Raw genomic sequence first — 19187 nt, forward strand, 5'->3', positions numbered from 1 at the left:
GTGGCTTCTCAGCGTGCCGCGCGGCGGAACTCGCTCGGGTTGGCGCCGCGGACCCGCTTGAACGCGGCGCTGAACCCGAAGGCGTCGGAGTACCCGACGGCGCGGGCGACGTCCGCGACCGTCCGGTCCGCGCGCTCGGCCAGCAGGTCGGCGGCGAGTGCCATCCGCCGGTGGGTGAGGTAGGTCAGCGGCGGTTCGCCGACGAGGTCGGCGAACCGCTTGGCCAGCGTCGACCGCGACACGCCGGTGCGGCCGGCCAGCGATCCGACCGTCCACGGCGCGGCCGGCTCGGCGTGCAGGAGGCGCAGCGCGTGGCCGACCACCGGGTCGCGCTGGGCGGTCCACCAGGCCGGGGGTTCGCCGCCGGGCCGGTCGAACCACTCGCGCAGCGTGCAGACCAGCATCCAGTCGAGCAGCCGGTCGAGCACCACCTGCTGCCCGGGCGCGTCGACGGCGACCTCGGCGGCGAGGTGGTCGAGCACGGCGTCGCCCGTGCCGCCACCGGCGACGCGCAGGACGGCGGGCAGCGCGTCCAGCAGCCGCGCGCCGATCTCGCCGCGCACCGGGTAGGCGCCGACGATCAGCGTCGTCGCGCCGTCGCCCGGGTCGTGCCAGCCACGCCGGTGCCGGGTCCCGCCTTCTTCGGGTGCCGCGCAGTGCTCGCCGCAGGCGACCGGCTCGGCCGGTGTGCCGACCTCGTCGACGAAGGAGAAGGTCCCGGGCCCGCGCACGACGACCGTGTCGTAGGCGTTCAGCGGCTCGGGCTCGCCGTGCTCCGGCACGACCCAGCCGCCGCCGTCGAGGACGGTGCACAGGGTCAGCGGCGCGCCGTCGACGAAGTGCAGCGCCCAGGGCGCGGAGAGGGCCGAACTGCCGAACAGCGAGCCGTGCGCCCGCAGGTCACCGAACGCGTCCACGTCCCCGAGATTAGACGATCGCGCAGGGATTCCGGCTTCTCGCCCATGGGATCGTCCGAGCGGATCGGGTTGACTCGACGGCATGACCGCGTTGACCGAAGACGACCTCGAGTTCCTCCGCCGGCCCCTGCACGGGTTCCTGACCGTGGCCGGCGGCCGGCCCCGCCCGGTGTGGTTCGAGGCGGCCGCCGACCGCACGCTCCAGCTGTTCACCGAGCCGGACGCGCCCAAGGTGCGACGCCTGCGCCGCGACGCCCGCGCCTCCCTGGTGGTCGCCGCGCCGGTGGGGGAGCGCGAACGGTGGGTTTCGGTCGCCGGCCGCGTCACGGTGGAAGAAGGCGGCGCGCACGACCTGGCGTCCCGGCTGGCCGCGCGGTACTGGGACCTCGACGACCCGGCCCGGGCCGCGGATCTCGCCGGAATCCTGGCGGTGGACCAGGTCCGGCTGGTGCTCCACCCGGAAACCGTGCACCGCTACGCGTACTGAACGGGCCCCGGGCGGATGCTCCCGCCCGGGGCTCCGGCCTCAGTCCAGCTCGGCGCGCACCTCCCGGGCCGCCGCCACCAGGTTCCGCAGCGCCGGCTCGACCTCCGCATAACCCCGCGTCTTCAACCCGCAGTCCGGGTTCACCCACACCCGCGAAGCCGGTACCGCCCCCACCGCCGTCCGCAGCAGAGCGCCGACTTCCGAAGCCGAAGGCACCCGCGGCGAGTGGATGTCGTACACCCCCGGCCCGACGCCGCGGCCGAAGCCGCCCGCGTTCAGGTCCGTGAGCACCTCCATCTTCGACCGCGCCGCCTCGATCGACGTGACGTCCGCGTCCAAAGCGTCGATCGCCGGCAGCACCTCGCCGAACTCCGAATAACACATGTGGGTGTGGATCTGCGTCGCGTCGGCGATGCCGGACGTCGCCAGCCGGAACGCCGACACCGCCCAGTCGAAGTACGCCCGGTGTGCGCGGGCGCGCAGCGGCAGCAGTTCCCGCAGCGCCGGCTCGTCGACCTGGACGACGCGGATGCCGGCCGCCTCCAGGTCGTGCACCTCGTCGCGGATCGCCAGCGCCACCTGCCGCGCCGTCTCGCCGAGCGGCTGGTCGTCGCGGACGAACGACCACGCCAGGATCGTCACCGGGCCGGTCAGCATGCCCTTGACCGGCTTCGCGGTCAGGCCCTGGGCGTAGCGCGCCCACTCGACCGTCATCGGCGCCGGCCGCGAGACGTCGCCGTAGAGGATCGGCGGCCGGACGCAGCGGGAGCCGTAGGACTGCACCCAGCCGTGCGCGGTCGCGGCGAACCCGGTCAGCTGCTCGGCGAAGTACTGCACCATGTCGTTGCGCTCGGGCTCGCCGTGCACGAGGACGTCGAGCCCCAGCTCCTCCTGCAGCCGGATGACGCGCTCGACCTCGGCCCGCATCGCGGCGATGTAGCCCGCGTCGTCGAGGGTGCCGGCGCGGTGCGCGGCCCGCGCGCGCCGGACGTCCGGGGTCTGCGGGAACGACCCGATCGTCGTGGTCGGCAGCGGCGGCAGCCCGAGTGCGGCCTGCGCCGCCGCCCGTTCCGCGTACGGCGCCCGGCCGACGTCCGGAAGCGCGGCCAGCCGGTCGCGGACGCTCGAGTCGGCCAGCTCGGCCGCCGAGGCCCGGTCCGCGACGGCGGCCCGCGCGGCGGTCAGGTCCGGGGATTCGCCCCGCAGGGCGCGGCCGAGCAGCACGACCTCGTCGACCTTCTGCCGCGCGAACGAAAGCCAGCTCGCGAGCCGCGGGTGCAGGTCTTCCCGGGAAACGTCGTAGGGCACGTGCAGCAGCGAGCACGACGTCGACACGCTGACGGACTTCGCGACGCCGAGCAGGGTCGCGGCCCGGCTCAGCGCGCGCTGCGGGTCGGTCCGCCAGACGTTGCGCCCGTCGACGACCCCGGCCAGCAGCTCCTTGTCCCGCAACGCCGGTTCGGCCGCCACCGCGTCCACAAAGGACTCGTCGGAGACCAGGTCGACGGCCAGCGCGTCGACGGGGGAGCGGGCCAGCACGCCGAGCCCGCGGCCCAAGCCGCCGAAGTACCCGGCGACCAGCAGCTTCGGCCGCGCGCTCGTCTTGCCGAGCCAGTGGTACGCGCGGATCAGCGCGTTCAGCTCGGCCTCGGTGCGGTCGGCGGCGAACGCGGGCTCGTCGAGCTGCACCCACTCGACACCCTCGTCGTGCAGCCGCGCCAGCAGATCGGCGTAGCGGGGCAGCAGCGCGTCGAGCAGGTCCAGGGGCCGGAACCCGCCGATCCCCTTGCTCAGCAGCAGGAACGTCACCGGCCCGACGAGCACCGGCCGCGTCTCGATGCCGAGCGCGCGGGCCTCCCGGTACTCGTCGAGGGGCTTGGTCCCGGCGAGCGTGAACTCGGTGTCCGGGCCCAGTTCCGGGACCAGGTAGTGGTAGTTGGTGTCGAACCACTTGGTCATCTCGAGCGCCGGCGCGTCCTGGACGCCTCGCGCGGCGGCGAAGTACGTGTCGAGCGGCGAAAGACCCGGCCGTGCGGGCAGCACGCCGAACAGCTCGGCCGTGTCGAGCACGTGGTCGTAGTGCGAGAACGTGTTGGACGGGATCGAATCCAGGCCGGCGTCCCGCAGGTCGAGCCAGGTCCGCCGGCGCAGTTCGCGCCCGACGGCCAGCAACGCGGCCTCGTCGATCTTGCCCGCCCAGTAGCGTTCCAGGGCGCGCTTGAGCTCCCGGTCCGGGCCGATCCGGGGGTAGCCCAGCACAGTGGTGCCGATGGTCACAGCTCTCTCCTCGCGAGCTAGTCCGAAGAGTCCGGACGCGCGCGAAGGCGAGCGTTTCGGTCGTGCCCATCCCGCGAGGCCCGGACTCGCGCACGCCGTCGGCGCGCGCACCACGGGCAGGTCTTCGGACTCGTGGGCGCCGTGCTTTCGCCTACCGGCCGTCGCTTCCCAAGCTGTGTCGCTCAGTGCTTCATGACGGCTTTCGTTCCCACTCACCGCTGCGGGGCAGTCCCGGATTCGCACCGGGTTCCCTGTTGCCTCCCCGGGGCGAACCCCGGGGAACCAGTGGCGAGCCCGAGTCTAGGTCACTTGTCCAGGGTGCCGGTGGAGAAATCGGTGAGCTTGCCGACAGCCTGGTCGATGTACTCGCGCTTGTCGTAGAGGTCGACGTGGCTCGCACCCTTGATCCAGTGGATCTCCGCCGGGCCGGTGGCGCGGCGGTGGGCTTCCAGGCCCATCCAGGCGGTGACGGCGCGCTCCCCGAGGATCTGCAGGATCGGGCGCGGGCCGATCAGCGGGACGGCGTGGAAGACGTCGCTCGCGGCCATCTTGTCGACGCTGTCCCAGGTGAGGAACTTCGCCGAACGCTCGTGGTGACCGCGGGCGCCGCAGTAGTACTCCCAGCCCTCGACGCCGTGCTCACCACCGAGCGCACCGGCCTGTTCGGCCGTCTCGGGGAACATGGTGAGCACCCCGGGGTCCTCGCCGCGGGCGGCGGTCGTGCGGGCCTGGGCGGCGGCGTCGAGCAGGCCCTGGAAGACGGCCGGGTCCTGGGTGCCGTCGGCGCCGTAGCGGAACTGGCGGGCGGGCTCGGCGGTGCACACGGTCGCGACGGCCTTGACCCGGTGGTCACCGCCGGTGGCGGCGAGCGAGTAACCGCCGGAGGCGCAGATGCCCAGCAGCTCGATCCGGTCGGCGTCGACCTCCGGCCGGGTGGTGAGGAAGGAGACGGCGGCCTTGAAGTCTTCGATGCGTTGAGCGGGATCTTCCAGGCCGCGCGGCAGTCCGCCGGACTCGCCCTGGTGGGCGGCGTCGAAGGCGAGGGTCACGAAGCCCTGCTCGGCCAGCAGCCGCGCGTAGGTCCCGGAGGTCTGTTCCTTGACCCCGGTGCCGGGGTGACCGACGACGAGGGCCCGGCCGTCGGCATGGTCGGGAACGTAGAGGTGGGCGGCGATGTCGAGGCCGGCGCTGGTGAAGGTGACGGTGGTCTTGGTCATGAGGACACCTTCACCCCGGGCCGTGCCGCGGAAAAGCCGCGGGTTCCTGCCTGGGAAGGATCCTTCCCAGGCAGGAACCCGGTGTCGGGAGATCAGTCCCAGTCGAGCGCGCCGCCCGACTGGTACTCGATGACGCGGGTCTCGAAGAAGTTCTTCTCCTTCTTCAGGTCCATCGCCTCGGACATCCACGGGAACGGGTTCTCGGTCTCGCCGAAGATCGGCTGGAGGCCGATCTGCTGCGCGCGCCGGTCGGTGATGAAGTGCATGTACTGCTCGCACAGCTGCGCCGACAGGCCGAGCATGCCGCGGGGCATGGTGTCGCGCGCGTAGTTGACCTCCAGCTCGCACGCGTCCTTCAGCATCCCGCGGACCTCTTCCTGGAACTCGGGCGTCCACAGGTGCGGGTTCTCGATCTTGATCTGGTTGATGCAGTCGATGCCGAAGTTCAGGTGGATCGACTCGTCGCGCAGGATGTACTGGTACTGCTCGGCGATGCCGACCATCTTGTTCCGGCGGCCCAGCGACAGGATCTGCGCGAAGCCGGTGTAGAACCACATGCCCTCGAAGATCACGTAGAACGCGACGAGGTCGCGCAGGAACGCCGTGTCGGCTTCCGGCGTCCCGGTCTCGAAGTCCGGGTCCTCGAGGTGCTGCGTGTACTTCAGCGCCCACGCGTCCTTGTCCGAAATGGACGGGACCTCGCGGTACATGTTGAACAGCTCGCCCTCGACCAGGCCGAGGCTCTCGCAGATGTACTGGAAGGTGTGCGTGTGCACGGCCTCCTCGAACGCCTGGCGCAGCAGGTACTGGCGGCACTCGGGGTTGGTGATCTGCCGGTACACCGCGAGCACGATGTTGTTGGCCACCAGGGACTCCGCGGTCGCGAAGAAGCCCAGGTTGCGCTTGAGCATCTGCCGCTCGTCCTCGGTGAGGCCGTCCTTCGACTTCCACAGCGCGATGTCGGCCTGCATGGCGACCTCGGTCGGCATCCAGTGGTTGTTGCAGCCGGCCAGGTACTTCTCCCAGGCCCAGGTGTACTTCATCGGCAGCAGCTGGTTGACGTCGGCGCGCGCGTTGATCATGCGCTTGTCGTCGACGTTGATCCGGGCGGCCCCGACCTCGATCTCGCCGAGGCCGGTGGCGCCGGTCGTCTCCACGTTGGTCATGTTCTCGGGTTCCTTACTGGCAGGATTCGCAGTCGGGGTCGTCGATGCGGCAGGCGGCGCCTTCGGTGGTGACGAAGTCGACGTCCGTCGTGGGCATCTCCTTCGGCTCCGGCGCGGTCACCGGCACCGCCGGGACAGCGGCCGCGGGCGCCGGGGTGGCCGCCGGCGCGGCGGGAGCCGGGGTGGCCGAGACGGCGTTCAGCTTGCCGTCGGTGCCGCGCAGGGTGCTCTTCTCCACGTGCGTCGCGGACTGCGCCCGCAGGTAGTACGTGGTCTTGAGGCCCTTGTGCCACGCGTAGCGGTACAGCTCGTCGAGCTTGCGGCCGCTCGGCGCCGCGATGTACAGGTTCAGCGACTGCGCCTGGTCGATCCACTTCTGGCGCACCGAACCGGCGTCGACGATCCACTTCGACTCGATCTCGAACGCGGTCGCGTACAGCGCCTTCAGGTCGTCCGGGACGCGGTCGATCTGGCCGAGGCTGCCGTCGAAGTACTTGAGGTCGCTGACCATGACCTCGTCCCACAGGCCGCGGGCCTTGAGGCTCTTGACCAGGTGCGGGTTGACGACGGTGAAGTCGCCGGACATGTTCGACTTGACGAACAGGTTCTGGAACAGCGGCTCGATCGACTGTCCGACCCCCGAGATGTTGGAGATCGTCGCGGTCGGCGCGATCGCCATCACGTTGGAGTTGCGCATGCCGACGGTCTTGACGCGCTCGCGCAGCGGCGCCCAGTCCAAAGTGGACGAGAGGTCGACGTCGAGGCCGTCACCGCGGCGCGCGTCGATGAGCAGCTGCATCGAGTCGATCGGCAGGATGCCCTTGCTCCACAGCGATCCCTCGAACGACTGGTACTGCCCGCGCTCTTCGGCGAGGTCGGTCGACGCCGAGATCGCGTAGTAGGAGAGGTGCTCCATCGAGGTGTCGGCGAACTTCACGGCCTCGTCGGAGGCGAACGGGACGCCGATCTCGAACAGCGCGTCCTGGAAGCCCATGATGCCCAGGCCGACCGGGCGGTGGCGCAGGTTGGAGCGGCGCGCCTCCGGGATCGTGTAGAAGTTGATGTCGATCACGTTGTCCAGCATGCGGACGGCCGTGCGCACGGTCTTCTCGAGGCGCTTCGTGTCCAGGCCCTCGGGGGTGACGTGCTTGAGCAGGTTCACCGAGCCGAGGTTGCAGACCGCGACCTCGTCGGTGGTGGTGTTCAGCGTGATCTCGGTGCACAGGTTGGACGAGTGCACGACGCCGACGTGCTGCTGCGGCGAGCGCAGGTTGCACGGGTCCTTGAACGTGATCCACGGGTGGCCGGTCTCGAACAGCATGGTGAGCATGCGGCGCCACAGCTCCACCGCGCGGATCCGGCGGAAGACCTTGATCTCGCCGCGGTCGGCCATCGCCTCGTACTCGCGGTAACGGGCGGAGAACTCGTTGCCGTAGAGGTCGTGCAGGTCCGGGGTCTCGTTCGGCGAGAACAGCGTCCACTCGGCGTTGGCCTCGACGCGGCGGAGGAACTCGTCCGGCACCCAGTTCGCCGTGTTCATGTCGTGCGTGCGACGGCGGTCGTCACCGGTGTTCTTGCGCAGGTCGAGGAACTCCTCGATGTCCACGTGCCAGGTCTCGAGGTACGCGCAGGCCGCGCCCTTGCGCTTGCCGCCCTGGTTGACCGCGACCGCGGTGTCGTTGGCGATCTTGAGGAACGGCACGACGCCCTGCGACTGGCCGTTGGTGCCCTTGATGTGCGCGCCGAGGCCGCGGACCGGGGTCCAGTCGTTGCCGAGGCCGCCCGAGTACTTCGCCAGCAGCGCGTTGTTCTTGTAGGCCTGGAAGATCGAGTCCAGGTCGTCGTCCACCGTGGTCAGGAAGCAGGACGACAGCTGCGCGCGGGTGGTGCCCGAGTTGAACAGCGTCGGCGTCGAGGCCATGAAGTGGAACGTCGAGAGCAGCTCGTAGAACTCGATGGCGCGGGCTTCGCGGTCGTCCTCGCGGATGGCGAGGCCCATCGCGACGCGCATGAAGAACGCCTGCGGCAGCTCGAAGCGCGTGCCGTTGTGGTGCTGGAAGTACCGGTCGTACAGCGTCTGCAGGCCGAGGAAGCCGAAGTCGAGGTCCCGCTCGGCGTGGATCGCGGCGGTGATCTTGTCGAGGTCGAACGACAGCAGCTCGCCGTCGACCAGCGCCAGCTCGACCGCGCGGCGCAGGTAGGCGCGGAAGTACGCGGGGTACTCGGTCGCCATCTCGTCCTGGCTGGCCAGGCGCGGCTTCTTCGCCAGGTAGCTCAGTGCTTCGCCACGCAGCTTGTCCAGCAGCAGCCGGGCGGAGACGTAGGAGTAGTTCGGCTCCTGCTCGACCAGCACGCGGGCGGCGAGGACCTGGGCGAGGGCCAGCTCGTCGGCGCTGATGCCGTCGTAGAGGTTGCGCTTGGCCTCGGCCAGCACCGGCTCGGCCGAGACGTCCTCGAGGCCGGCGACGGCCTCGCCCACGACGTGGGAAACGCGGGCCCAGTCGAGCGGGCGCAGGACGCCGTCGGCGCCCTTGACGTTCAGCGCGACCTCGGTGGTGGCGGGCTTGGTGGCCTCGCGGGCCTTGCTGCGCTCGTCGCGGTAGAGGACGTACGCGCGGGCGACCTTGTGGTGCTCGCCGCGCATCAGGGCCAGCTCGACGATGTCCTGGATCTGCTCGATGTGCAGGGCGGTCTCGGGGCCGGCGTGGCGCAGCAGGGTGGTCTCCACCTGCTGGGTCAGCTCCGCGACGACGTGGTGCACGCGGGAGGACGCGGCGGCGTCGCCGCCCTCGACCGCGAGGAACGCCTTGGTCAGCGCGACCGAGATCTTCCCGGCGTCGAACGGCGACACGCTGCCGTCCCGCCGGATGACCCGGATCGCGGTGGGGGTGTCGGCGGCGGCGGGCCGCTGACCGGTATCGACTGACATGCGTGTCTCCAAGCTTTCGGGCGCGTTCGATCGCCGCACGGCCTCGCGAGGCCGTGCGCTGCAGGTTCTTCAAAGCTGCCCGGCAGTACTCTGCAGCGGTCTCCCCGTCGCTGGGCGCTGCCGGTCATCAGAGACTACATGTAGGGGTGATCCCCCGCGCGGGACCCAAGGGGTGGCGTGTCGCGCTCTCACCCTGGCGGGTTACGCGATCACCCAGAGGTGCTGTTCAGGCCGCGGGACGTGCGTTCAGGGGGTAGTTTTCCGGTCCGCTCGGCACGTTCAGGCGCCGAAGCGGAGTTCGGACTTCGGGAGCTCCAGGCTCGTCACCGGCCGCCGTCCGGCGAGGTAGCCGAGGGGGCCGTCCGGGTTGAAGCTCCAGTCGGCCGATGCCGGGCGGGGCCGGATCTTCGCGCCGACCGGGGTCCGCAGGAGGCCGTCGCGTTCCTGGACCACCTCGAACGTCGTCGGCACGCGCAGCGGCAGTGCGGGCCGGGGCTTGAACGCCGCCGTCGCGATCCAGTCGTCCGCCGTCGCCGCCGTGGCCTGGAACGTGCGGCCGCCGGTGAAGTCCAGCGTCGCCAGGTCCTTCGGGATCGCCCACAGCTCGCGCCCGCCCGCCAGGGAGGCCTCGCTGTCGACCCAGATCTCCGTGATCGAGCAGGACACGCGCCGTGCCTTGATCGACACCGCGGCGAGCAGCTCGTGGTACGCCAGCTGCCCCGGCGGGGTGTAGTCGATCCACGCCGTGAACACCGACGCCCGGCCCGCGACGAGCAACGGCGAAGCGCCTTCCGGCAAAGCGGGCAGCTCGGACGGCGGCACGCGCCAGATCGACACCCGCGCGTCGGCGGTCAGGGCCCAGGGCTGCGGGGGATAGAGGCTCATGCGTCCAACCAGGGCAAGTAGTCGGGGAGGTCCTTGTCGACGCGCAGACCGAACGACGGCGGCCGCTTCTGCAAGAACGACATGACGCCTTCGACGGCGTCCGGGTTCGTGCCCAGCCCGCCGATCAGCCGGGAGTCGAGCTCGTGCACCGGGAACGGCGAGTCGGCGCTGGCCATCCGGTAGAGCAGCTGGCGGGTGACCGCGACCGACACCGGTGCGGTGTTCGCGATGATCTCGCGGGCCAGCGCGTACGCCTCGTCGAGCACCGTCCCGGCCGGGAACACCTGGTGCACCAAGCCCTTTTCGAGCGCCTCGGCGGCGGGGAAGACGCGGCCGCTGATCATCCAGTCCAGCGCCGTACCCATCCCGACGAGCCGGGGGAGGAACCACGCCGACGCGCCCTCGGGGTAGATGCCGCGGCGGGTGAACACGAAGCCGAACCGGGAGTCCTCGGACGCGAGGCGGTAGTCGCAGGGGAGCGTGATGGTGCTGCCGGCGCCGACCGCCGCGCCGTGCAGGGCCGCGATCACCGGCTTGTTCATCGTGAAGATCCGCTTCGAGCACCGGCCGGCGGGCTCCTGCCAGGCCGCGTCCGGGCCGGTCGCCGGGTCGAAGTCGAAGCCGCCCTGTGACAGGTCGGCGCCGACGCAGAAGTCCTTGCCCGCCCCGGTCAACACCACCACGCGGACGTCTTCGTCGCGGTCCGCGCGATCCATCGCGGCGCCGAGCTCGTCGGCCATCCGGATCGTGTAGCCGTTGCGCGCCTCGGGGCGGTTCAGCGTCACCGTGGCGATCCGGTCCGCGACGGCGTAGGTGGTCTCGGCCATGGTGAGGAACGTATTGCAGTCCGCCACTACTGGCAAGATGTCAATAGTGGGTCCGCAGCGTCCGAGGCGAAACAATCAGGCGCGCTTGATTTTTCCGGCGGCCGGTGCGACGCTGGGCACCAGGACGCAAGGAGGCGGCGGATGGCGGACCTCGGCGTGATCCTCGGGGATCTCGACGCGGAATCACGGACTATCGACGACGTGGTGGCGAACCTGCCCGCGTCCGACTGGGCGCGCGCGACGCCGGCCGAGGGGTGGACTATCGCGCACACCATCGCCCACCTGGCCTGGACCGACCGCAAGGCGCTCATCGCGGCGGCCCACCCGGAGGACTGGCAGGCCGAGGTCGAAGAGCTCCTCAAGGTGGGGGAGACCTACGTCGACGACGGCGCCGCGGCCGGGGCCGAGCGCCCGCCGCAGGAGATCCTCGACGACTGGCGCGCCGGGCGGGCCGAGCTGGCCGCGGCGCTCGCCGCCGTGCCGGACGGGCAGAAGCTGCCCTGGTACGGCCCGCCGATGAGCGCGGCCTCCATGGTCACCGCCCGGCTGATGGAAACGTGGGCCCACGGCCAGGACATCTTCGACGCTCTCGGCCTGACGCGTGAGCCGACCGCGCGGCTGTGGCACATCGCCCGCTTCGGCACCCGCACCCGCGACTTCGCCTACCTGCTCAACTCCCTCGCGCCGCCGTCCGAAGAGTTTCGCGTCGAGCTGATCGCGCCCGACGGATCTACCTGGGCGTTCGGGCCCGAGGACGCCGAGCAGAAGCTCACCGGCAGCGCCGTCGACTTCTGCCTGGTCGTCACGCAGCGGCGGCACCCGGCCGACACGGACCTCGTCGCGCACGGCGCCGACGTCGAAGAATGGCTGACCATCGCGCAGGCCTTCGCGGGTCCGCCCGGGGAAGGCCGCAAGCCGGGGCAGTTCGCATGACTTACCGGATCGGCAACGCGTCCGGCTTCTACGGCGACCGGTTCTCCGCCGTCCGGGAGATGCTCACCGGCGGCCCCCTGGACGTGCTCACCGGGGACTACCTGGCCGAGCTGACCATGCTCATCCTCGGCCGCGACCGGATGAAGGACGCGAACCGCGGCTACGCCAAGACGTTCCTGCGCCAGATGGAGGAAAACCTCGGCCTGGCGCGGGAAAAGGGCGTCAAGATCGTCGCCAACGCGGGCGGGCTCAACCCCGCCGGGCTCGCGGACGCCCTCCGCGAGCTGGCGGCGAAGCTCGGGCTCGACGTCAAGATCGCGCACGTCGAAGGCGACGACCTGGTCGCGCGCGCCGACGAGTTGAACCTCGGAAAACCCTTGACGGCCAACGCCTACCTCGGCGCCTGGGGCATCGTCGAATGCCTGAACGCGGGCGCGGACGTCGTCGTCACCGGGCGCGTCACCGACGCCTCGGTGATCGTCGGCCCGGCCGCCGCGCACTACGGCTGGGCCCGCGACGACTACGACGCCCTCGCCGGCGCCGTCGCCGCCGGGCACGTCATCGAGTGCGGCGCGCAGGCCACCGGCGGGAACTACGCCTTCTTCACCGAGCACTCCCTGGGCGTCCCGGGCTTCCCGATCGCCGAGATCGAGGCCGACGGCTCCAGCGTCATCACCAAGCACCCGGGCACCGGGGGAGTGGTGAACGCCGGGACCGTCACCGCGCAGCTGCTGTACGAGATCACCGGCGCGCGCTACGCCGGGCCGGATGTCACGACCCGGTTCGACACGCTCTCGCTCGCCGAAGACGGGCCGGATCGCGTCCGGATCTCCGGCGTCCGCGGGGAGGCTCCGCCCCCGACGCTGAAGGTCGCGCTCAACACCCTCGGCGGCTTCCGGAACGAGACGACGTTCGTCCTCACCGGACTCGACATCGACGCGAAAGCCGCGCTGGTGCGCGAACAGCTCGAAGCGGCGCTGAAGGACCGGCCGCCCGCCGACGTCAAGTGGACCCTGGCCCGCACCGACCACGCCGACGCCGACACCGAGCAGACCGCGAGCGCCCTGCTGCACGTCGCCGTCAAGGACGCCGACCCCAAGGTCGCCGGCCGCGCGTTCACCGGCGCCGCCGTCGAGCTGGCGCTGGCCAGCTACCCCGGGTTCCACGTCACCGCGCCGCCGTCGGACGCCTCGCCCTACGGCGTCTACACCGCGGCCTACGTGGACGCCGGGCAGGTCCCGCACGTCGCCGTGCTGCCGGACGGCATGCGTGTCGACATAGCGCCTTCGTCGTCCACTCTGGACTTGTCCGAAGTGGACGAGCCCGCCCTGCCCGAGCCGCTCGACCACGGGCCGGTGCGCCGGGTGCCGCTGGGCACGATCGCGGGCGCCCGCAGCGGCGACAAGGGCGGCAACGCCAACCTCGGCGTCTGGGTCCGGTCCGAAGAGGCCTGGCGGTGGCTGGTGCACCGGCTGACCGTCGCGGAGTTCAAGCTGCTGCTGCCCGAGACCGCCGACCTGCCGGTGACGCGTTACCTGCTGCCGAACCTGCGCGCGATGAACTTCGTCGTCGAAGGCATCCTCGGCGAGGGTGTCGCGTCGCAGGCGCGGTTCGACCCGCAGGCCAAGGCCTTCGGGGAATGGCTGCGGTCCCGCGAAATCGACGTCCCCGAGGTGCTCCTGTGACTGATCCGTTCCGGACGCCCGAGCGGGCCGAGCTGCGCGAGACCGTCCGCAAGTTCGTCGAGCAGGAGGTCCTGCCGCACCTCGACGACTGGGAGCGCGAGGGCGAGCTGCCGCGCGACCTGCACCGCAAGGCCGGCGACCTCGGCCTGCTGGGCGTCGGCTTCCCCGAAGAGGTCGGCGGCGGGGACGGCAACTACCTGGACGCTTTGGTGATCGCCGAGGAGATGCACTACGCGGGCGGTTCCGGCGGGCTGTTCGCGTCGCTGTTCACCTGCGGCATCGCCGTCCCGCACATCGCCGAGGCGGGCGACCCCGTCCAGATCGAGCGCTGGGTCCGGCCGACGCTGGCGGGCGACAAGATCGGCTCGCTGGCCGTCACCGAGCCGGACGGCGGGTCGGACGTCGCCGGGATCCGCACCACCGCCGTGCGCGAGGGCGACGAGTACGTCATCAACGGCGCCAAGACCTACATCACGTCCGGTTGCCGCGCCGACTTCGTCACGACGGTCGTGCGCACCGGCGGCGACGGCGCGCACGGGCTCTCGCTGATCGTCGTCGAGCGCGGGACGCCCGGCTTCACCGTGTCGCGCAAGCTGGAGAAGATGGGCTGGCTCTGCTCCGACACCGCCGAACTGTCCTACGTGGACGTCCGGGTGCCGGTGGAGAACCTGGTGGGCGCCGAGAACAGCGGGTTCGCGCAGGTGGCCACGCAGTTCGTCACCGAGCGTCTTTCGCTTGCCGTGCAGGCGTATTCGCACGCCCAGCGGGCCCTCGACCTGACGCTGGACTGGTGCCGGCTGCGCGAGACGTTCGGCCGTCCGCTCATCTCGCGGCAGGTCGTGCAGCACAAGCTCACGGAGATGGCTCGTCGCGTGGACGTGGCCCGCACCTACGCCCGGCAAGCCGCGATCCGGCACGTCTCGGGCGAGGAGGTCATCGCCGAGGCCTGCTTTGCCAAGAACACCGCCGTCGAGGCCGCCGAGTGGGTGGTCAACGAGGCCGTCCAGCTGCACGGCGGGCTCGGCTACATGCGCGAGTCCGAAGTGGAGCGCCACTACCGCGACGTCCGGATCCTCGGCATCGGCGGCGGCACCACCGAGATCCTCACCGGCCTGGCCGCGAAGCGATTGGGATACACGTCGTGACTACTCTGAGGTCCACAGTGGACACGCGAGCCGCCGAGTTCGGTGCCAACCGCGAGGCGATGCTGGAGAAGCTCGCCGAGATCGACATCGAGCAGGCCAAAGCCGTGGCCGGCGGCGGCGACAAGTACGTCGAGCGCCACCGCAAGCGCGGCAAGCTCCTGGCCCGTGAGCGGATCGAGCTGCTGCTCGACGAGGACTCGCCGTTCCTGGAGCTGTCGCCGCTGGCCGCGTGGGGCACCGACTACCGCGTCGGCGCGAGCCTCGTGACCGGCATCGGGGTCGTCGAAGGCGTCGAGTGCCTGATCTCGGCCAGCGACCCGACGGTCAAGGGCGGCGCGAGCAACCCGTGGACGACGAAGAAGAGCTTCCGGGCGGCGGACATCGCCGCGCAGAACCGGCTCCCGTCGATCAACCTCGTCGAGTCGGGTGGCGCGGACCTGCCGACGCAGAAGGAGATCTTCATCCCCGGCGGCCGGATCTTCCGGGACATCACGCGGGCCTCGGCCGCGGGCTGCCCGACGGTCGCGCTGGTCTTCGGCAACTCCACCGCCGGCGGGGCGTACCTGCCGGGCATGTCGGACTACGTCGTGATGGTCAAGGAGCGCGCCAAGGTGTTCCTCGGCGGGCCGCCGCTGGTCAAGATGGCCACCGGCGAGGAGTCCGACGACGAGTCGCTCGGCGGCGCCGAGATGCACGCGCGGACGTCCGGCCTGGCCGACTACCTGGCCGTCGACGAGCAGGACGCGATCCGCCTGGGCCGCAACATCATCAAACGTCTCAACTGGACGAAGCAGGGGCCCTCCCCGAAGCCGGAGTACGACGAGCCGCTGTACGACGCCGAGGACCTGCTCGGCATCGTGCCGACCGACCTCAAGGTGCCGTTCGACCCGCGCGAGGTGATCGCCCGCGTCGTCGACGGCTCCGACTTCGACGAGTTCAAGCCGCTGTACGGCTCTTCGCTCGTCACAGGCTGGGCGAGCATCCACGGCTACCCGGTCGGCGTGCTGGCCAACGCCCAGGGCGTGCTGTTCGGCGAGGAGTCGCAGAAGGCCGCGCAGTTCATCCAGCTGGCCAACCAGATCCACACGCCGCTGGTGTTCCTGCACAACACGACCGGCTACATGGTCGGCAAGGAGTACGAGCAGAGCGGCATCATCAAGCACGGCGCGATGATGATCAACGCCGTGTCGAACTCGAAGGTGCCGCACCTGTCCGTCCTGATGGGAGCGTCCTACGGCGCCGGGCACTACGGGATGTGCGGCCGCGCCTACGATCCCCGGTTCCTCTTCGCCTGGCCGAGCGCGAAATCCGCGGTGATGGGCCCGGCGCAGCTGGCCGGCGTGCTGTCCATCGTGGCTCGCGCGGCAGCTGAGTCGCGCGGCCAGGAGTACAACGAGGAGCACGACAAGGCCATGCGCGCCATGGTCGAAGGCCAGATCGAGGCCGAGTCGATGCCGATGTTCCTCTCCGGCATGCTCTACGACGACGGCATCATCGACCCGCGCGACACCCGCACCGTGCTGGGGCTCAGCCTGTCGGCGATCCACAATGGACCAGTGAAGGGCGCCGAGGGCTTCGGCGTCTTCCGGATGTGAGTGAGCGATGATCCAGAACCTGCTGGTCGCCAACCGCGGTGAGATCGCCCGCCGTGTGTTCCGCAGCTGTCGCGACGCCGGGATCGGCACGGTCGCGGTGTTCTCCGACGCCGATGCCGGCGCGCCGCACACCCTCGAAGCCGACGCGGCCGTGCGTCTTCCCGGCAACGCGCCGAGCGAGACGTACCTGCGGGCCGAGCTGCTGGTGAAGGCCGCGGCCGACACCGGCGCCGACGCCGTCCACCCCGGCTACGGCTTCCTGTCCGAGAACGCCGCGTTCGCCCGTGCCGTCCTCGACGCCGGGCTGACCTGGGTCGGACCGCCGCCGGAAGCCATCGAGACGATGGGCTCCAAAGTGGAGTCCAAGCGGCTGATGTCCGCCGCGGGCGTGCCCGTGCTGTCCGAACTGGACCCGGACTCGGTGACGGCAGAAGACCTGCCGCTGCTGGTCAAGGCCTCGGCCGGGGGTGGCGGACGCGGGATGCGCGTGGTCCGTTCCCTCGACGAGCTGGCCGAGGCGGTGGAGGGCGCGAGTGCGGAGGCCGCGTCGGCGTTCGGTGACCCGACCGTGTTCTGCGAGCGGTACCTGGAGACCGGACGCCACATCGAGGTCCAGGTGCTCGCCGACACCCACGGCACGGTGTGGGCGGTGGGGGAGCGCGAGTGCTCGATCCAGCGCCGGCACCAGAAGGTCGTCGAGGAAGCGCCGTCGCCGTTCGTCGACGAAGCGATGCGCGAAGAGCTGTTCGACGCCGCGCGCAAGGCCGCCAAGGCCATCGACTACGTCGGCGCGGGCACGGTCGAGTTCCTCGCCGGACCCGACGGCCGGTTCTACTTCCTCGAGATGAACACCCGGCTGCAGGTCGAGCACCCCGTCACCGAGAACGTCACCGGGCTGGATCTGGTCGCGCTGCAGCTGCGGGTCGCGGAAGGGGAGCGACTGCCCGCCGACCCGCCGCCGACCGTCGGCCACTCCATCGAGGTCCGGCTCTACGCCGAAGACCCCGCCGCGGGCTGGCAGCCGCAGAGCGGCACGCTGCACACGTTCGAAGTGCCCGATGTGGACCGCCGGTTCACCGAAGGCGCCGGGCTACGGCTCGACTCCGGCTTCGAGAGCGGGTCCGTGGTCGGCGTCCACTACGACCCGATGCTCGCCAAGGTGATCACCTGGGCGCCGACCCGCGCGGAGGCCGCCCGCCGGCTCGCGAAGGCACTGGTGGCGTCGAAGATCCACGGCGTCGTCACCAACCGCGACCTGCTGGTGACCATCCTCCGGCACGAGGCGTTCCTGGCCGGGGAGACCGACACCGCGTTCTTCGACCGCCACGGCCTCGACACCCTGGCCGCGCCACTGGCCACTGTGGACACCGAGCGGCTTTCGGCGCTGGCCGCGGCCCTCGCGGACGCGGCGGGCAACCGGGCGTCGGCGACCACCCAGGGGAGGCTGCCCAGCGGCTGGCGCAACGTCCGCTCCGCCGGGCAGCGCAAGGTCTTCTCCGTCGCGGACCGCGAGTACGAGGTGGTCTACTCGCTGACTCGCGACGGGCTGGAAGCGGACGGGATCGACGCCGGGCTGGTGTCGGCCGAGCCCGGCCGGGTCGTCCTGGACGTCGCCGGGGTGCGGCGCACCTTCGACGTCGCCCGGCACGACGGAGTGTCCTACGTGGACTCCGCGCTCGGTTCGGTGGCGCTGACGGCGGCACCGCGGTTCGCCGACCCGGACGCGGCGCTGGCCGCCGGGTCGCTGGTCGCGCCGATGCCGGGCACCGTGGTCCGGCTGGCCGTGCGGGCCGGGGACCCGGTCAAGGCCGGCGACCCCCTGCTCTGGCTCGAAGCGATGAAGATGGAACACCGCATCGCGGCACCCGCCGACGGCGTGGTGACCGAGCTGCCGGTGACCGTCGGACAGCAGGTCGAAGTGGGCACAATCCTGGCTGTGGTGGGAGACGAAGAATGAACGCCATGAACTTCATCGAGCCCGAAGAGCGGATCGCGCTCCGCAAGGCCGTCGCCGAACTGGGCGCCAAGTACGGGCACGAGTACTACGCGAAGAAGGCCCGCGCCGGCGAGAAGACCCACGAGCTGTGGGACGAGGCCGGCCGCCTGGGCTACCTCGGCGTCAACATCCCCGAGGAGTACGGCGGCGGGGGCGCGGGCATCGCCGACCTCGCCGCGGTCCTCGAAGAGCTGGCCGCCGCGGGCTCGCCGCTGCTGCTCATGGTCGTCTCGCCGGCCATCTGCGGCACCGTCATCTCCCGGTTCGGCACCGAGGAGCAGAAGAAGCAGTGGCTGCCGGGCATCGCCGACGGCAGCAAGCGGATGGTCTTCGCGATCACCGAGCCGGACGCCGGGTCGAACTCGCACAAGATCACCACCACCGCCAAGCGCGACGGCGACGGCTGGGTCCTCAGTGGACGCAAGGTCTACATCTCCGGCGTCGACGAGGCCGACGCGGTGCTCGTCGTCGGCCGCATGGAGGACTCGAAGACCGGCCGGCTCAAGCCTGCGCTGTTCATCCTGCCGACCGGCACCGAGGGCTTCGAGTACACGAAGATCCCGATGGACATCGTCGCGCCGGAGAACCAGTTCTCGCTGTTCCTCGACGACGTCAAGCTGCCGGCCGAGGCGCTGGTCGGCGAGGAGGACGCGGCGATCGCGCAGCTGTTCGCCGGCCTCAACCCGGAACGCATCATGGGCGCGTCGTTCTCCCTCGGCATCGCCCGGTACGCGCTGGCCAAGGCCACCTCCTACGCCAACCAGAGGCAGGTCTGGGGCACCCCGATCGGCGCCCACCAGGGCCTCGCGCACCCCCTGGCCGAGATCAAGATCGAGCTGGAGCTCGCGAAGCTGATGACGCAGAAGGCGGCGTCGCTCTACGACTCCGGCGACGACTTCGGCGCGGGGGAGTCGGCCAACATGGCCAAGTACGCCGCCGCCGAGGTGGCCATCCGCGCGACCGACCAGGCCGTGCAGACCCACGGCGGCAACGGGCTCGCGACCGAATACGGCCTCGGGACGCTGGTCACGGCCGTCCGGCTCGGCCGGATCGCGCCGGTCAGCCGCGAGATGGTGCTCAACTTCGTCGGCCAGCACAGCCTCGGCCTCCCGAAGTCCTACTAGGAGA

14 protein-coding genes and 1 riboswitch are annotated in these 19187 nt (G+C 71.0%); of the genes, 7 read left to right on the top strand and 7 right to left on the bottom strand.

Annotation, left to right across the window (positions count from 1 at the left end):
* Window positions 1–8: 8 nt before the first annotated feature.
* The gene (locus tag AA23TX_RS11655; RefSeq protein ID WP_230862430.1) at window positions 9–917 is read right to left on the bottom strand and encodes an AraC family transcriptional regulator; all 909 of its coding nucleotides are present in this window, start codon (window positions 915–917) and stop codon (window positions 9–11) included.
* A gap of 82 nt (window positions 918–999) precedes the next feature.
* On the opposite strand from AA23TX_RS11655, the gene AA23TX_RS11660 reads away from it, so the two are divergent.
* Window positions 1000–1404 carry a pyridoxamine 5'-phosphate oxidase family protein gene (locus AA23TX_RS11660; protein ID WP_155542551.1) on the top strand — a complete coding sequence of 135 codons (405 nt, stop codon included), beginning with the start codon at window positions 1000–1002 and terminating at the stop codon, window positions 1402–1404.
* Window positions 1405–1443: 39 nt separating this feature from the next.
* Here the strand turns inward: AA23TX_RS11660 and metE are convergent, their stop codons facing one another.
* From metE to AA23TX_RS11690, 6 genes are all read right to left on the bottom strand, one after another.
* Window positions 1444–3681: a 5-methyltetrahydropteroyltriglutamate--homocysteine S-methyltransferase gene (metE, locus tag AA23TX_RS11665; RefSeq protein ID WP_155542552.1), complete on the bottom strand. Its 2238-nt coding sequence runs from the start codon at window positions 3679–3681 to the stop codon at window positions 1444–1446.
* A 98-nt stretch (window positions 3682–3779) separates the two neighbouring features.
* Window positions 3780–3983, bottom strand: a riboswitch (cobalamin riboswitch).
* A 3-nt stretch (window positions 3984–3986) separates the two neighbouring features.
* Complete coding sequence (locus tag AA23TX_RS11670; RefSeq protein WP_155542553.1) at window positions 3987–4898, bottom strand: alpha/beta hydrolase; 912 nt, start codon at window positions 4896–4898, stop codon at window positions 3987–3989.
* Between the two features lie 92 nt (window positions 4899–4990).
* Window positions 4991–6064 (bottom strand): ribonucleotide-diphosphate reductase subunit beta, encoded by a 1074-nt coding sequence (locus AA23TX_RS11675; RefSeq protein ID WP_155542554.1) that lies wholly within the window; start codon window positions 6062–6064, stop codon window positions 4991–4993.
* A 13-nt stretch (window positions 6065–6077) separates the two neighbouring features.
* A complete protein-coding gene (locus tag AA23TX_RS11680) occupies window positions 6078–8993 on the bottom strand; it encodes a ribonucleoside-diphosphate reductase subunit alpha (protein ID WP_155542555.1) in 2916 nt (971 codons plus the stop codon).
* A 279-nt stretch (window positions 8994–9272) separates the two neighbouring features.
* On the bottom strand, window positions 9273–9878 hold the full coding sequence (locus AA23TX_RS11685; RefSeq protein WP_155542556.1) for an acetoacetate decarboxylase family protein: 606 nt from the start codon (window positions 9876–9878) through the stop codon (window positions 9273–9275).
* Window positions 9875–10705: an enoyl-CoA hydratase-related protein gene (locus AA23TX_RS11690; RefSeq protein WP_155542557.1), complete on the bottom strand. Its 831-nt coding sequence runs from the start codon at window positions 10703–10705 to the stop codon at window positions 9875–9877. The genes AA23TX_RS11685 and AA23TX_RS11690 overlap by 4 nt, the downstream gene beginning before the upstream one ends.
* Window positions 10706–10846: 141 nt before the next feature.
* On the opposite strand from AA23TX_RS11690, the gene AA23TX_RS11695 reads away from it, so the two are divergent.
* Genes AA23TX_RS11695 through AA23TX_RS11720 form a run of 6 tightly spaced genes read left to right on the top strand, consistent with a single transcriptional unit; the run spans window position 10847 to window position 19183 of the window.
* Window positions 10847–11638 carry a TIGR03084 family metal-binding protein gene (locus AA23TX_RS11695; protein ID WP_155542558.1) on the top strand — a complete coding sequence of 264 codons (792 nt, stop codon included), beginning with the start codon at window positions 10847–10849 and terminating at the stop codon, window positions 11636–11638.
* Window positions 11635–13323, top strand: a complete 1689-nt coding sequence (locus AA23TX_RS11700) for an acyclic terpene utilization AtuA family protein (protein WP_155542559.1) — start codon at window positions 11635–11637, stop codon at window positions 13321–13323. Before AA23TX_RS11695 ends, AA23TX_RS11700 begins: the two co-directional genes overlap by 4 nt.
* A complete protein-coding gene (locus AA23TX_RS11705; protein WP_155542560.1) occupies window positions 13320–14468 on the top strand; it encodes an acyl-CoA dehydrogenase family protein in 1149 nt (382 codons plus the stop codon). The genes AA23TX_RS11700 and AA23TX_RS11705 overlap by 4 nt, the downstream gene beginning before the upstream one ends.
* On the top strand, window positions 14465–16063 hold the full coding sequence (locus tag AA23TX_RS11710; RefSeq protein ID WP_196425284.1) for an acyl-CoA carboxylase subunit beta: 1599 nt from the start codon (window positions 14465–14467) through the stop codon (window positions 16061–16063). Before AA23TX_RS11705 ends, AA23TX_RS11710 begins: the two co-directional genes overlap by 4 nt.
* Before the next feature lie 7 nt (window positions 16064–16070).
* A complete protein-coding gene (locus AA23TX_RS11715) occupies window positions 16071–18020 on the top strand; it encodes an acetyl/propionyl/methylcrotonyl-CoA carboxylase subunit alpha (protein ID WP_155542561.1) in 1950 nt (649 codons plus the stop codon).
* Window positions 18017–19183, top strand: a complete 1167-nt coding sequence (locus AA23TX_RS11720) for an acyl-CoA dehydrogenase family protein (protein WP_155542562.1) — start codon at window positions 18017–18019, stop codon at window positions 19181–19183. The genes AA23TX_RS11715 and AA23TX_RS11720 overlap by 4 nt, the downstream gene beginning before the upstream one ends.
* The last annotated feature ends 4 nt before the right edge of the window (window positions 19184–19187 follow it).

Source organism: Amycolatopsis camponoti (genome assembly GCF_902497555.1).
GTDB classification, from domain to species: domain Bacteria; phylum Actinomycetota; class Actinomycetes; order Mycobacteriales; family Pseudonocardiaceae; genus Amycolatopsis; species Amycolatopsis camponoti.